Genomic DNA, 14,610 nt, shown 5'->3' on the forward strand with positions numbered 1-14,610 from the left:
ATCTCACCCTGTTTGCGTGACGCGGACGAAGAACTCGTCGGCCACACTGAAATCCGATCCACACGGGTGAACCCAGGGGTGATTCCGATTACCGAGATCTATCGATTTCGCATCGAGGGCGAATTGAGCGCCGAGTTGCTCGACTCCTTTCACCCGGTGTGGGTCGATCGAGATCACGGTGACACCGTCTTCGGATGCGCTGTCGTCGACTCGTCCCAGATGTTCGGAATCCTCTCGCGTTGCGAGATCCTCGGGCTACGGGTGACGGAATTCCACCTCGTCTCCTACCAGTCCCCTGATCGGGACGACTCCCCGCTCTCCTGACAACCGGCGTCGGATCATTCCGACGTCGGCTGTCGGGTCTCCTCGGTCGGCGGATCCGAATCCTGCGGGCCCCCGACGGCGGCTGTCGGGGAATCCGGTGGTGACGACCGGATCACCGACCGGCTGACCAGCTCGATCACCGCCAGTACCACGGCGACGACGACCGCCACGACCAGGACGACCAGCGCCGACGGCGACGTCCAGAACACCACGATGAGCGCACCCGCCAGCACGACGAGCACCTGCAGCATCCGGCGGTTCTGCGACACCCCCCGCGCCCAGGCGGCCGGCACATGTCCGCCACCGCGCCGGACCACCGCATCCATGACGCGACCACCCCCGGCCCGCAGCCGTCGGGCCGACGCCGACCCGCCGGCCACGAATCCCACGACGGCGAGCACCAGACCCACCGCGGCCACCGATCGGAGCGCGACCCGCAACGGGTCCAGCACCGCGTCAAGCACCACGCGTGCGGCCGCCCCCGATCCCACCGACGACGGGATCTGGTCGATGAGGACCGAACGGGTGATCAGCAGGGCGATCGCCAGGATCACCATCCCGACGACCACGGCCACCCCGATGACCGCCGTGGTCGACCAGCGGCGTCCCCGACCGGCCAGGACCACCGCCGCCGCCGCGCAGCCGAGGGCGATCCACGGCAGCACCCAGGCCACGGCGTCCAGGATGCGGTTCACGCGTTGGGCCTTGGCGAGTCCGGGGGCGTGCAGCAGCACCAGCTGACGGTCGGTCGACGTCGGCAGGTGCTGGGCAAAGGACAGTCCCTGGTCCAGCAGCCGGGTACGCACCCCGACGAGGATCGGATCCAGGGAGATCGCCACCGTGCCGTTCGACCCGATCTGGACCGCGTCGCGTCGTGCCCGGCCGGTCAGCAGGGCGACGAGCGCCTCGTGGGCCTGCCGGTTGGCGTTCTCCCATGCCGTGGCGAACCGGTCGGAGGCCACGAACTCCTCGACCGCCGACCGGGTGAACTCCTGCAGGCGGCTCGCGATCATGGGTGCGGCCGCGGTGGCCACCCCCTCCAGTCGCGGCCGGTCACCGGGGATGAGCTGTGCGAGTTCGTCGACCATCGAGTCGGTGATGGCCTGGTAGTCGACGTGGCCGGCGATCTCGTCGTTCACCGCCTCGGACACCGCGTGTTGCACTGCGGGGTCGGTCGCCAACGGCCCCACCACCGACACATAGGTGTCGGAGTCCAGCAGCACCGCGCGCACATATCCGGCGGTCACCGAGCCGATGGTCAGGATGGCGGTGAGCGTGACGAGCACCGCCACCATGATCCTGCGTGCGGACATCGATCACCTCCGGACGCCGGGCTCCCCTCGCTCATGGTCCGCGCCTGACGGCGGACCACACAAGCGAACTCACCCACAATGGGCGATGGCCACCGGGGCCGGTCACGGCGGCAGCCAGCGCGGCGCGGATACCGCCCGGAAACCCCGGTGACCGGCGACGACGTATCCTCGACCCTGTGCACGAACTGATCGAGAAGCGCTGGAGCGCACGCGGCTACGACCCCCACGGCGAGGTCACCGTCGCGGCGGTGACCGACATCCTCGAGGCCGGGCGGTGGGCACCCACCTGGGGCAGGCTGCAGCCGGTCCGGTTCGTGGTGGGCCTGCGGGGTGACGACACCTTCGAGCGCCTCGTGGCGGTCCTCAACCGCGGCAACAAGAGCTGGGCGCCCGCCGCGGGCGCACTGATCCTGCTGTGCACCACCGACGACGCCGACGACGTCAAACCCCACGACTACGGCGGGGTGGACCTCGGTTTCGCCGCAGCGCAGATGAGCCTCGAGGCGGTCGCCCAGGGACTCATCCCACATCCGATGGCCGGTTTCGACGCGGTCGCCGCCCGCGAGGTATTCGACATCCCGGATGACAAGCGGCCCATGCTGATCCTCGCGATCGGTGTACTCGCCGACGACCCGGCCACGCTGGCCGACGAGGTCCGCGAACGCGACGAGATGCCCCGGCAGCGGCTCCCCCTCCACCAGATCGCCTTCACCGGCGAGTGGGGCCGGCCGTTCACCGACGCCGGCTGATCGCCTCGACATGGGCGTGTCAGGGTCGAATCCGCTTGTCGGACTTCTGGGTCCGGTCACCGTCGTGGTGGACGGCCGCCCGGAACCGATCACGTCCGGACGGGCCCGGACACTGCTGGTGACCCTGGCGCTGGCGCACCCCCACCCGGTCGGATCGGCGCGGCTGATCGAGGCGGTGTGGCCGGAGCGGGCCCCGCAGAATCCCGCCGGCGCCCTGCAGACGCAGGTGTCGCGGCTGCGGCGGATACTGGGCCCCGACAGCATCGCCGGGTCGGCCGCCGGATACCGCCTGACCACCGACTCCCCCGCCTCCGATCTCGCGGCGGCCGAGGAGTTCCTGCGCACCGACGCCGCCGACGATGCCGCCGGGGCAACGCTGCTGCGGTCGTGGTGGCGGGGCGAACCCGGAACCGATCTGCCCGCGGGCGATATCCGCGACGAACTGATCGAGCGGTCCGATCGTGCGGCCCATGCGCTGCGCGAACGTGACTGGCACGGGCGGCTGGCCCGTGAACCCGGCCGGGTGGCGGCCGAGATCGCCGAATTGCGTTCTGCGGCATCTCTCGACGAGCACCTGGCCGCCCTGCACATGCGGGCCCTGCTGCAGGCCGGCGATCCCAATGCCGCACTCGCCGTCCACGCCGAGCTGGCTGCCGGTCTCGCCAATGCCCTCGGGACCGATCCCGGTCCGGAGGTCGCGGCGGCACACAGTGCGGCACTGGCCTATTCACCGTTGCCGCACACCCCGGCACCCCCGGCCGACGCCTATGTCACGGGCACCGCCGCGCTCGAGGAGCTCACCGCCGCCCTCGCGGCGTCGGCGGTGGTCACGGTGACCGGTCCGGGCGGTATCGGCAAGACCCGGCTGGTGACCGAATACATTGCCGCACAACAGCCGACGAATGTCTTCGTGGATCTGTCGGCGGCACGGCAGGCCGACGACACACTCGCCGCGGTGGCCGTGGCCCTCGGCCGGGGTGCGGTCCCGGATCGGAGTGTGTCGCTGCGGCCGCAACCGCACACCGCCGGGGCGGCGGTGGCCCAGCTCGCCCCGCCCGACACCGTCGTCGTCCTCGACACCTGCGAGCACCTGCCCGGTGCCGTGGCCGACATCATCGCCGAGATCCGTTCACGCCGTTCGGATATCCGCGTGATCGCCACCAGCCGCACCCCGCTCGACCTCGCCGGCGAACACCTGGTGGCGGTGGGCCCGCTGCCCGGGCCGGCCGCCGCGGACCTGTTGACCCGACGCGCCCGCCGGGTCCGCGGCGACGTGCGCCTCGATCCGGCTCTGGTCACCGAATTGTGCACGCGGCTCGACGGTTCCCCGCTCGCCCTGGAACTGGCCGCCGCCCAGCTGCGGTATCTGTCGCTGGCCGACATCGTCGGCCGGCTCGATGCACGGTTCGGTCTGCTCGCGGTACCCGGCGAGGGCCGCCATCACGCCCTGGCCGACGTGGTCGCGGCCAGCTGGGATCTCCTCGACGACCGGGGCCGCCGCGTGCTGGCCGTGCTCGCCCTGTTCCCCGGCGACGTCCGAATCCACGACGCGCTCACCTTCGACCGCGTCACCGTCGAAGGCCTGGCACAGGTCTGCGATCACAGCCTGGCCACGGTGATCGAGGGCGACGACGGACTCACCCGCTACCGACTGACCGAGACCGTCCGGGACTTCACCCGCACCCGCACGGGCCGGGACGAGGATGCACTCGACGGCGAATTCGTCTGTTGGGCGGTCGATCTGCTCGAATCACTCGGCGCCGGCCTGCTGGCCGGGGAGGTGGTCGGCGTCGTCGCACGCCTCGACGAGAGTTCCGATGCGCTCCTGGCCGCGCTGCATGCGGCGGCGGACGGACACGGACCGCAGGGCTCGGTGGCCCGGCTGCTGCCGGTGATCACCTGGCGGGTGATCCGGACCGGCGGCTACCCCGACGCCGAACGCTTTGCCCTCGCCGCGATCGACGACGCGACCGGCAGCGAGTGTTGTGTCGGCATCGCCTGTGCCACCGCCTATCTCATCCTCCTGATCCAGCCCCGGGCGGCGGCCCGGGCCCGGGCCCGGCTGCGTCGCCTCGCCGCCGGTGCCACATTGCCGCCGGTGATCGCCCTGATCGTGCACCTGCTGACCGCATCCCCGTCGGACTTCACCCGGATCGTCACCCGCGCCGCGCGGTCGCGGGACCCGATGGTGGTGGCGGTCGCCGAGATCATCCGTTCGGACTCGGCCGAGTTCCTCGCCGTACCGACCCTGTCCCGGCGGGCGGCGCTGCGAGCCCTCGTCGCCGCCGAACGCACGCGGCACCCGTGGCTGGTCACCACCGGCCGGCACCGCCTCGGCCGCGGGCATGCCCTACTCGGCGACCACGCCGGCGCAGCGGTCCATCTCGGCCGGGCCGCGGCCGACTACGCCGCCCTCGGGCTGGCCGAGGACGCCTGTCAGGTGCGGGTCCATCAGGCGCTCGCCGTGCTCCGGTCCGATCCGGATCTGGCCGGCGAACTCCTCGATTCCTGTCTGCGTGAGGCCGGCGACTCCGGGCGCGCCTATGTGGCGACCGCCCACATGGCCCGCGCCCAGCTCCGGGCGGCCGCCGACCCGTCAGGGGCCCGGCGCACCGCCGACACCGCGATCGCCGTGATCGGCCCGCCGCATGACGGGCATTCGGCCTACCTGCACGGGGTGCGGGCGGCGATCCTGTTCGTGACCGGTGCCGACACCGAGGCACGTATCGCCGCGGAGGGCCTGCGGGTCGCATTGGGGTGGCTCGCGATGATGCCCACCCCCAATCTGCCCGCCCTCGGCGCGGCCGCCGCAGCGATCGGCATGGTCACCGGACTCGACGCCGACGACCCACTCCTCGCGGCGGCCCGCGGCGCCCGCTACCGGCGCGACTTCCCCGTCGTCGACATCGGCCCCGGGCCGGCGTCGCACCGGACCGCATTGCTGTCACTGCTGCACTGACCCCCTCCGACCTGCGTGAAAGCGAGATGAAAGTTCCGCGGTGCACTCTTCTCGCATCCCGGGAACCCGGTGGGTTCCCTGCCGACATGGAGGTATGCAGTGCTCCCCGACATCGCGATCCGCGCCGAACACCTGCGCAAGACGTTCGGTGACGTCGTCGCCGTCGACGACGTCAGCCTGACCGTCCCCACCGGCACGGTGCTCGGTGTGCTCGGGCCCAACGGCGCGGGCAAGACCACCACCGTCCGGATGCTGGCGACGCTGATCCGCCCCGACTCCGGTTCGGCGACGGTCTTCGGTCGCGACATCGTCTCCGACGCCACCGCCGTCCGCTCCCAGATCTCGCTCACCGGCCAGTACGCCTCGGTCGACGAAGACCTCACCGCGTCGGAGAACCTCGAGCTGTTCGCGCGGCTGCTCGGCTACCGCGGGCGGGCCGCCAAGAAGCGTGCCGCCGAACTGATCGAGCAGTTCGACCTCACCGCCGCGGCCAACCGCCCGGTGTCGGGGTTCTCCGGCGGTATGCGACGCCGCGTCGACCTCGCCGCGTCGATGATCCGCAAACCGGCACTGCTGTTCCTCGACGAGCCGACCACCGGTCTCGATCCCACCACCCGCCAGGAGGTGTGGACCGCGGTGCGTGAACTCGTCGCCGGGGGCAGCACGGTGTTGCTGACCACCCAGTACCTCGAGGAGGCCGATCAGCTGTCGGATTCGCTGGTCGTCATCGATTCCGGTCGGGTGGTGGCCTCCGGCGACGCCGACACCCTCAAGGACCGTGTCGGCCAGCGGTCGCTGGAGATCGCCCTGTTCGACGCCGTGCGGCTCACCGAGGCGACCGACATCCTGCGGCGCGTGCTCGACGGTCCGATCACCACCACCCCCGAGAACGGCCGGCTGCTCGCCGCGATCTCCGACCCCACGCTGTCGGCGCGCGCGGTGGTCGCACTCGAGGAGGTGGGTATCCCGGTCGCCGAGATCGCGGTCCGCCGACCGAGTCTCGACGACGTCTTCTTCGCCATCACCGCCGGCGACTCGCCCGGCTCGACGACCCCCGCACCCGCCGACTCCGAGGAGGATGCCGCATGACCGCCGTCGCCGACACCTCGCCCGCCACCACCGCAACCTTCGCCCCGCCCATCGAGCGGGTCGGGTTCGCGCAGGCGGTCACCGACACCATCACGATGACCCGCCGCGGGCTGCTCCGGATGAAGCACACCCCGCAGCAGCTGTTCGACGTGATCGTGGTGCCGATCGTCTTCACCGTCATGTTCGCCAACATCTTCGGCGGTGCGATCGCCGGTGATGTCTCCGCCTATCTGCCGCAACTGGTTCCGGGTGTGCTGGTCGCCGTGGCGATCAACAGTTCGGTGGTCACCGGTGTGCAGCTGCGTGAGGACATGGACCGAGGTGTGTTCGACCGGTTCGTGTCGCTGCCGATCGCGCGGATCGCGCCGCTGGCCGGCTCACTGATCGCCGACATCGTGCGCTATGCGATCGCCGCGGTGATGTCGCTGGGCGTCGGCATGGTGATGGGCTACCGCCCGCACAGTGTGCTCGGCACCATCCTCGGTGTGCTGCTGACCATGTTCGCGGCGTTCGCGATCAGCTGGATCTTCGCGCTGATGGGTGTCCTGCTGTCCAAAGCCTCTGCGGTGCAGGGTGTCTCGATGCTGATCCTGATGCCGCTGACCTTCACCTCGAATGTCTTCGTGCCGGTGCAGACCATGCCCTCCTGGATCGCCTCGGTTGCCGACATCAACCCGGTCTCGCATCTGGTGTCGTCGTTGCGGTCACTGGCCAACGACGGCCAGGTCACCGCGCACGTGGGCTGGACACTGATCGGCGCCGTCGTGATCATCGCCGTGTTCGCACCGATCGCGGTGCGCGCCTATCTCCGTCGCGCCTGACCGCCCGAGATCCCGGGCACCCCATCACCTTCGGAAGGACTGGCATCGTGGCCGACCAGACCGACGCCTCTGTCACCGCACCCGCACCGGCACGTCCCGAGCGACTGACCCCCGACGACGACCTGTTCGTCCGGATGGAGCAGGCGCTCGACCTGCCGGTGGTCAACCAGGTGGTGTGGCGGATACCCGGTGAGCTCGCCCGTGCCGATTTCGATCGGCTGGCGAGCGGGCTGTCCCACAGCCGGCTGGCCAGGCTGGTCCGGCGCAGCCCGCTTCCGGTGCGCGACCGGTGGTTCCACTCCGTATCTGCCGGTGTGTCGCACTACGCCGACGATCCGATCCCGGCGTCGTCGATCCTCGACTGGGCGCGCGGGCAGGCCGGTGCCGGCTTCGACGTGGTCGCCGGACCGTCGTGGCGGATCTCGGCGGTCCGATCCGCCGACACCGACGAGACGTTCGTGACGTGGACGGGATCCCATGTGATCGGTGACGGCGGTGCGGTACTCGGCGGGATCGCGGAGGTCCTCGTCGGTGTCCCGTTCGACACCACCAACGCCCCCACCAGCATCGTCGACACCCTCACCGAGTTGGGTTCCTCGATGGGCGGGTCGGTGAAAGCCGCTGTGCGCCTGATCCGTACCCGTCCGCAGCCGATCGTCCGTCCGGACGCCCGCCCGGTGCCCGCGGTGGACGAGTCGTCGTGGGGCGGGGTCAGTCCGACGGCGGTGGTGACCATCGACGGCGGAGCCTACGACGCCGCGGCGTCGGCCGCGGGCGGCACCATGACCACGCTGTTCGCCGCGATCGTCATCGGGGTGCTCGAGGCCACCGGCCGGGTGGTGGAGGGCGATGTGGTGCCGTTGAGTCTGCCGATGTCCACCCGCACCCCGGGTGATCGTCGCGCGAATGCGACGACCGGTGTCACGGCGCGGATTCCGGTGACCGCCGACCGCTATCACGATCTCTCGCCGCTGCGCACCGCCACCAAGGCCGCCTACGGCGAGTTGTCGGCGGGACCGGGTCAGCTCTCCCTGCTGGGCCGGATCGCGCAGCCGCTCGGTGACGGCCTGGTGCGTCGGCTGGCCGCCGATTCCCGCGCCCCGCTGTGCCTGGCATCCACCCTGGGCACCCTCGATCCCACCTTCGCCGGTCTCGGGACCGGCACCCCCGGTTCGGTGGCCCTCCGCTCGGTCACGGTGGGCACCACCGCAGAGACCTTGCGCCGCATGCAGGGTGGGGTCAGCGCCTGGCTGGGCCGCAGCGCCGGTTCGATCACCCTGTGCATGACCTCCCTCGACCCCGATCGGGTGGCCGACGACGCCGCCCTGACCGGACTGATCACCAGGGAACTCGATCGGTGGGGCCTGTCCGCGAAGTCGTGGTGACACGCCCGCCCGCTCCGTGACCAGGACATCCTCGTGCGACGTAGGCCTGGCCGTACCCACGTCCGAGCCGGTCACCATGGATGGTCGAGCCGGACGCCATGGATGGTCGAGCCGGTCACCTTGGATGGTCGAGCCGGGACCGAGCCCCAAAGGGCGAGGACCCGTGTCGAGACCCCGTAAGACAACAATGCCCGCAACCACCCCCGAGGTGGCCACCATGGATGGTCGAGCCGGGACCGAGCCCCCAAGGGCGAGGACCCGTGTCGAGACCCGGTGAGACAACAATGTCGGCAACCACCTCAGAGGTGGTCACCTCCCGACGTCGGCCCACCGAGGTTTCGACACGCCTCGTCGCTACGCTCCTCATCGGCTCAACCACCGTAAAACGGACGCAACCACTTTGGATGGTCGAGCCGGGACCGAGCCCCCAAGGGCGAGGACCCGTGTCGAGACCCCGTGAGACAACCATGTCCCCCACCACCTCAGAGGTGGTCACCTCCCGACGTCGGCCGACAGAGGTTTCGACACGCCTCGTCGCTACGCTCCTCATCGGCTCAACCACCGTAAAACGGACGCAACCACTTTGGATGGTCGAGCCGGGACCGAGCCCCCAAGGGCGAGGACCCGTGTCGAGACCCCGTGAGACAACCATGTCGGCAACCACCCCAGAGGTGGTCACCATGGATGGTCGAGCCGGGACCGAGCCGCCAAGGCGAGGACCCGTGTCGAGACCCCGCGAGACAACAATGTCGGCAACCACCCCAGAGGTGGCCACCTCCCGACGTCGGCCGACAGAGGTTTCGACACTCCTCGTCGCTACGCTCCTCATCGGCTCAACCACCGTAAACGCGCTCCCCCAACGATGGTCGAGCCGGGACCGAGCCGCCAAGGCGAGGACCCGTGTCGAGACCCGGCGAGACAACAATGTCCGCAACCACCCCAGAGGTGGTCACCAACGATGGTCGAGCCGGGCACCCGCGTCCCCAACCACCTCCGACTCCTCGGCTAGTGGTGTGTCTCGCAAATAACCGTCTACATGTTGCGTACAATTCTCTGTATGAGTGGGCGAGCTGCGGCACCGTTGCCGTTGACCGATGGTGAGCGCGAGACGTTGGAGAGGTTGACCCGCAGCCAGCGGGTTCCGCATCAGCAGGTGCTGCAGGCCAGGGTGTTGTTGCTGGCCTCGGACGGGGTCGCCAACATCCGGATTGCCGAGGAGGTTGGGGTCCGCGCGGCCACGGTGCGGGCCTGGCGGAGCCGGTTCGGCGAGGACGGTTTGGCCGGTCTGGGTGTGATTCGCAAGGGCCGGGGTCGACGGTCGTCGATCAGCGCGGAGACGGTCGCCGAGATCGTGCGGTTGACCACGACCACGACACCGCCGGGGCAGACGCATTGGTCGTGTCGGACGATGGCGCAGCGAGTAGGGGTGAGTTCTTCTACAGTGCAACGGATTTGGTCGGATCTCGACGTGAAACCGCATCGAGTCGACACGTTCAAGGTATCCAATGACCCCCGATTCGAGGAGAAGCTGATCGATGTGGTCGGGTTGTATCTGAACCCGCCGGAGAAGGCGATCGTGCTCTGTATGGATGAAAAGTCCCAGATCCAGGCATTGGACCGGACCCAAGCGTCGCTGCCGATGGTTGCCGGTCGCGCCGGGACCATGACCCACGACTACAAACGCAATGGCACGACCACCTTGTTCGCTGCGTTGGACGTGCTCACCGGTACCGTGATCGGCCAGTGCCTGTCGCGTCACCGGCACGAGGAGTTCATCACGTTCCTCAACACCATCGACCGTCAGGTCCCGGCCGGGTTGCAGGTGCATCTGATCCTGGACAACTACGCCACCCATAAACACCCGAACGTGCAGAAATGGAGGAAGCGGCACAAGCGGTTTCATTTCCATTTCACCCCGACCTCATCATCGTGGCTCAACCAGGTAGAGCGCTGGTTCCGCGAGCTGACCGACAAGAACATCCGCCGCGGGATCTTCCCCAGCGTGCCCGAGCTGATCGCCAGTATCGAGTCATACATGCACGCGCACAACGACAATCCGAAGCCCTACATTTGGACCGCCACCGCCGAATCCATCCTCGCCAAAGTTGCCCGCGCACGCGCAACACTCGAACAAGTAGCCAACTAATTCAGAGACACACCACTAGGGTCTCGCCAGTGCTCGACTGCGCCCCTCGACGAGTTCCGCGGCGGTTGCGACAGCCTGTTGTGGCGTCACCATCTGCGCCGCGAATCCTCTTGCTGCATCACGTATTCCGTCACCGATCACCACTCGGAGGTCCTCGCCGACGGTCTTGCGACTCAATGCGGAGAAGCGGCGTCCCACCCCCACCCCCAGTGCGGCGATCCGATTGGCCCAGAACGGCTGTTCGGCGGTGAAAGCGTAGATCACGCCCGGTGTCCCCGATCGGAGGACGGCCGCGGTCGTGCCGGCGCCCCCGTGGTGGACGACCACCGCACACTGGGGGAACAGCCACGAGTGGTCCACTGCGCCGACGTGGTAGACATCCGGGTGCTGCGGGTCACGGCCGGGTCTGCCACCCAACGCGAGGATCAGCCGGAGACCGGATTCGGCTGCGACACTGCAGAATATCTCGGAGATCCGGTCCGGATCGGCGATCGGCATCGATCCGAACCCGACGTAGACCGGTGCGCTTCCGTCCGCGAGCCAGGCCGTCAGATCGGTGTCATGCCCGGACACCTCCGTGAGGTGCCGGCGGTCCTGCGCGGCGAGGTCGAGGAACCCGATGATCGGCTTGAGACTTCCCCACTCGTCGCCGAGGCCCGGGACGATCGCCGGGTCGTAGGCCTGGATCTGCACGATCCGGCGGGCCGCCAGACGGTCGGGGCAGGGTCGATGCATCGTGGCGAGACCGAGCCGACGCCGAAATCTGTTCTCGCCGTGTCGGGTCGACGACCACACCACGGAGTTGTAGGCCCGCCAGGCCGCCCGGGTCGCGCGGGGGCCCAGACCATCGGTGACTCCCGGTACCGGCCCGTACCAGGAGTTCGGCGACATCGGCGCGAACCGCAACACGGTCAGCACGACGCCCAGCCGATCGGCGAGCGCCATCCCCCGGGCCTGACAGATCGGCGCGACCACCAGCCGGTCGACGTCGTGGACCGGCGGCTTGCCGGTCGTCGGATCGGCGTCGACGAACAGCCGGATGAGGCCGTCGTCGAACGATCGGATGCCATCGACGACGGTGTCGAGCGCAAACCTCGCCTTGGTCAACGGGTTCCGGGATCGTTGCGCATCGAGGGCGGTGTCCGACGACCACTGCCGGTCGGTGTCGCGCCCCACCGGGTACACGGTGGGCACACCGGCCGAGGCCACGAGGTCGACGAGGTTCGGCGGCACCACCGCGGTCACCCGATGGCCTCGCCGCAGCAGTTCGGTGGCCAGACAGATACCCGGCTGGATATCTCCCCGGGAGCCGTACAGCAGGAAGACGATGTGCGCGGGACTCACCAGAACCGGTGTTCCAGATCCCAGGCGGCGAGTTCCGCGTCGACCAGTGCCCGCAACCCTTCGTCGTCGCCGAAGCGTTCGGTCGCGAACGCGGCGAACGACAACGTGATCCGGTCGTCGTACTGCACGATCCAGCCGGACATGCCGGGTCCGGGCATGTCGGCGCGGGCACCCCCGACCGGTTCCTGGACCATCAGCCGCAACACGAAGGACGATGCGCGGACCCCGCAGATGGTCTGCACCTTCTCGTTCAGCACACCGAGATTGGAGACGCTGACGTCGGGTGCGGGCACCAGCGGGAGCAGCGCACCGAGCACCTTGCGCGGCAGCAACCGCACCACCGACAGCGTCTCGTCGGGGACGTCGTTGCCGCTCTCGGCATAGGTGGTGAAGGCCTCACGGCTCTGGGCGCGGATTCCGCCCAGGTCGAACGGGGCGTCCTCGCCGTCACGCAGTCGCAGCCAGATGCCGCCGGAGGCGTTGGCCCGACGGTCTTCGGGCCCACCCCGTTTGCTCACCGCGACACTGACGCGGAGTTCCTCGGAGTCGGGATGCCCTGCACGACGGGCGATTCCGGCGACGATCGCCGTGAACAGCGTGTTGACCGTGCCGTTGTACCGGCGGGCCAGCTCGTGGAAGTCCGCGGCGTCGAGGTCGACGGTCGCCAGTGCGACCCGCAGCGGATCGTAGGTGACCGGCGGACGAGGGACGGCCGGCGTGGCCTCCGACTTCGCCGGCCGCTTGGAGCGGATCTCGCGCATGATCGGTTTCAGCGATCGTGCGGCTGCACGCAGCTGGGTGGCCGCATCGGTCACGTCCTCCCGGACGGCATGGCGGCCCCGGGCGACAGCGGGATCGGGCAGCGGGTCGAGGTGGCCGTCGGCGGCGGCGATCAGTGCCCGCATGATGGCCTCGCCGTCGGCGACGAGATGAGAGATCAGCAGGGCCACCACACGACGTGCGCGGGTCGTGGTCACGGTGCACAGCTTCCATGCCAGGCCCTCGGGCGCGTGCAGGTCGGCGGTGCGCAGGATGCCGTCGGCCCACGGTCCGACCGCGTCGTCGTCGATCCGGCCGAGGTGCAGGACCTGCGGGGGGATGCTCGAACGCACCCACCGTCCCCGTGCCCCGGGCACCCGTCGCCGCGCGACCGCGCGATTCAACTGCCCACCGGCGATCACATGGGCGAACTTCTCCACCGCATCCGCACCGGGATCGTCGTCGAGTACCCAGAGGTACTGGATCGGGGTACGGAATCCGAGTCGCTGTTCGGCGAGCAGGAAGGACTCGTCGGGTCCGGCGACCCGTAACGGACCGGCCCCGGATGTCGCGGATCGGCCCGTCGGGGTGGTGGCCGTCTCGGCCGTCATCGTCATCTCCTCACGGCAGGCAGCGCTGCGCCGTCGGACGCCAGAAATTGCGGACCGAGAAACTCGCGGTCTGCGGGTCATAGGCGCGGATCATCACCAGTCTCGCACCGTGCACGGCGAACAGGGGCGGTAGGTAGCCCAGCACCACGGTGGCGGCCATGCCGTAGCGGCGGTGCAGCAGCAGGGTCCGGGGCAGGAAGCTCATGTACTCCATGAAGGCGAGCATCCCGGTCTCCATCCGGCGCGGTGAGACGCCGACCGTGATGGAGGTGAGGAATGCATTGCGACCGTTGATATCTCGAACGCACAACCCCATGTCGACATCTTCGAAGACATCGCGGCGCATGCTGACGGTGTCCCGGATGGCCGCCCAGGTCTCCCGGCGGACCACCATGTTGGAGCCGTAGAGCACCGGCGATTCGCGGACGGCGATGTCGTCCGGGGCGGCGGCGGTGGACCGCGACGGCAGGGCGTCGAAGACCGGGCGCAGTCGCGCCTTCCACTTGCTGGTCCACCCCTCGAACGGCAGACCGTATGCCGCGCCGCGACCACAGAGGGCCGCCCACTCCTTCTCCGCGTCGTGTTCGAAGAACTCGACGATGGTCTGCGCCCACCGTTCGGGCACCCGGGTGTCGGCGTCGATCCGCGCGATGACATCCCCGGTGGCGGCGTCGAGGCCGGCGTTTCGGGCGTAGACGAGCCCTTGCCGGGTCTCGTCGATCATGGTGATCACCGGGCAGCCGCTCATCGCGTCCTCGACGATCTTGCGGCTGCGGTCGGTGGAGTTGTTGTCCACGACGACGACCTCGGCGATGTGCTCGATCTGCTTGATCAGCAGGCCGAGGCACTCTCCGATGGTGTCCTGCTCGTTGTAGACCGGGATGACGACCGACAGTCGCACCCGGGTGGCGTCCCCCTCAGAGGACGGTCCGGCACTATCCGCCGACCCTGTGCTCGAGGTCACTATCTCACGTCCTCCACGGTTGATTTTGCAGAACCCATTGTTGGGTATGGCAATCACGGTGCTTCATCTCCACACCGACAATTGTCGATCGCAAAACGCGAACGTGCCTCCGATGTGGGACGCGACCCCCGCCTTGTCCCGATCCG

Annotated in this window: 11 protein-coding genes; 7 read left to right on the forward strand and 4 right to left on the reverse strand. The window is 69.2% G+C overall.

The window, feature by feature from the left end:
* Positions 1 to 12: 12 nt before the first annotated feature.
* Positions 13 to 324: a hypothetical protein gene (locus Q9K23_RS10405; protein ID WP_157079526.1), complete on the forward strand. Its 312-nt coding sequence runs from the start codon at positions 13 to 15 to the stop codon at positions 322 to 324.
* Between the two features lie 14 nt (positions 325 to 338).
* Here the strand turns inward: Q9K23_RS10405 and Q9K23_RS10410 are convergent, their stop codons facing one another.
* Positions 339 to 1,637 carry a hypothetical protein gene (locus Q9K23_RS10410; protein WP_152972764.1) on the reverse strand — a complete coding sequence of 433 codons (1,299 nt, stop codon included), beginning with the start codon at positions 1,635 to 1,637 and terminating at the stop codon, positions 339 to 341.
* Between the two features lie 176 nt (positions 1,638 to 1,813).
* On the opposite strand from Q9K23_RS10410, the gene Q9K23_RS10415 reads away from it, so the two are divergent.
* The 6 genes from Q9K23_RS10415 to Q9K23_RS10440 all read left to right on the forward strand — a co-directional run bounded on the left by Q9K23_RS10415 (position 1,814) and on the right by Q9K23_RS10440 (position 10,786).
* The gene (locus Q9K23_RS10415) at positions 1,814 to 2,386 is read left to right on the forward strand and encodes a nitroreductase family protein (protein ID WP_020794232.1); all 573 of its coding nucleotides are present in this window, start codon (positions 1,814 to 1,816) and stop codon (positions 2,384 to 2,386) included.
* 10 nt (positions 2,387 to 2,396) lie between these two features.
* On the forward strand, positions 2,397 to 5,345 hold the full coding sequence (locus Q9K23_RS10420) for a BTAD domain-containing putative transcriptional regulator (protein ID WP_305950496.1): 2,949 nt from the start codon (positions 2,397 to 2,399) through the stop codon (positions 5,343 to 5,345).
* Positions 5,346 to 5,444: 99 nt separating this feature from the next.
* Positions 5,445 to 6,434: an ATP-binding cassette domain-containing protein gene (locus Q9K23_RS10425; RefSeq protein WP_020793723.1), complete on the forward strand. Its 990-nt coding sequence runs from the start codon at positions 5,445 to 5,447 to the stop codon at positions 6,432 to 6,434.
* Positions 6,431 to 7,255, forward strand: coding sequence for an ABC transporter permease (locus Q9K23_RS10430; protein ID WP_020793724.1), 825 nt, complete (start codon positions 6,431 to 6,433; stop codon positions 7,253 to 7,255). The genes Q9K23_RS10425 and Q9K23_RS10430 overlap by 4 nt, the downstream gene beginning before the upstream one ends.
* Before the next feature lie 47 nt (positions 7,256 to 7,302).
* A complete protein-coding gene (locus Q9K23_RS10435; protein WP_305950497.1) occupies positions 7,303 to 8,640 on the forward strand; it encodes a hypothetical protein in 1,338 nt (445 codons plus the stop codon).
* Positions 8,641 to 9,697: 1,057 nt separating this feature from the next.
* Positions 9,698 to 10,786 (forward strand): IS630 family transposase, encoded by a 1,089-nt coding sequence (locus Q9K23_RS10440; RefSeq protein WP_305950498.1) that lies wholly within the window; start codon positions 9,698 to 9,700, stop codon positions 10,784 to 10,786.
* Positions 10,787 to 10,801: 15 nt separating this feature from the next.
* On the opposite strand, the gene Q9K23_RS10445 is transcribed toward Q9K23_RS10440, so the two are convergent.
* From Q9K23_RS10445 to Q9K23_RS10455, 3 genes are read right to left on the reverse strand one after another with little or no spacing between them, the layout of a single operon-like run.
* Complete coding sequence (locus tag Q9K23_RS10445; RefSeq protein WP_261977756.1) at positions 10,802 to 12,130, reverse strand: nucleotide disphospho-sugar-binding domain-containing protein; 1,329 nt, start codon at positions 12,128 to 12,130, stop codon at positions 10,802 to 10,804.
* Positions 12,127 to 13,500: a hypothetical protein gene (locus tag Q9K23_RS10450; RefSeq protein ID WP_053776638.1), complete on the reverse strand. Its 1,374-nt coding sequence runs from the start codon at positions 13,498 to 13,500 to the stop codon at positions 12,127 to 12,129. Before Q9K23_RS10450 ends, Q9K23_RS10445 begins: the two co-directional genes overlap by 4 nt.
* A gap of 10 nt (positions 13,501 to 13,510) precedes the next feature.
* The gene (locus tag Q9K23_RS10455; protein ID WP_261977755.1) at positions 13,511 to 14,464 is read right to left on the reverse strand and encodes a glycosyltransferase family 2 protein; all 954 of its coding nucleotides are present in this window, start codon (positions 14,462 to 14,464) and stop codon (positions 13,511 to 13,513) included.
* Positions 14,465 to 14,610 lie beyond the last annotated feature (146 nt).

Origin of the sequence: Gordonia sp. NB41Y (genome assembly GCF_030718915.1) — a bacterium.
Classification (GTDB): Bacteria; Actinomycetota; Actinomycetes; order Mycobacteriales; family Mycobacteriaceae; genus Gordonia; species Gordonia desulfuricans.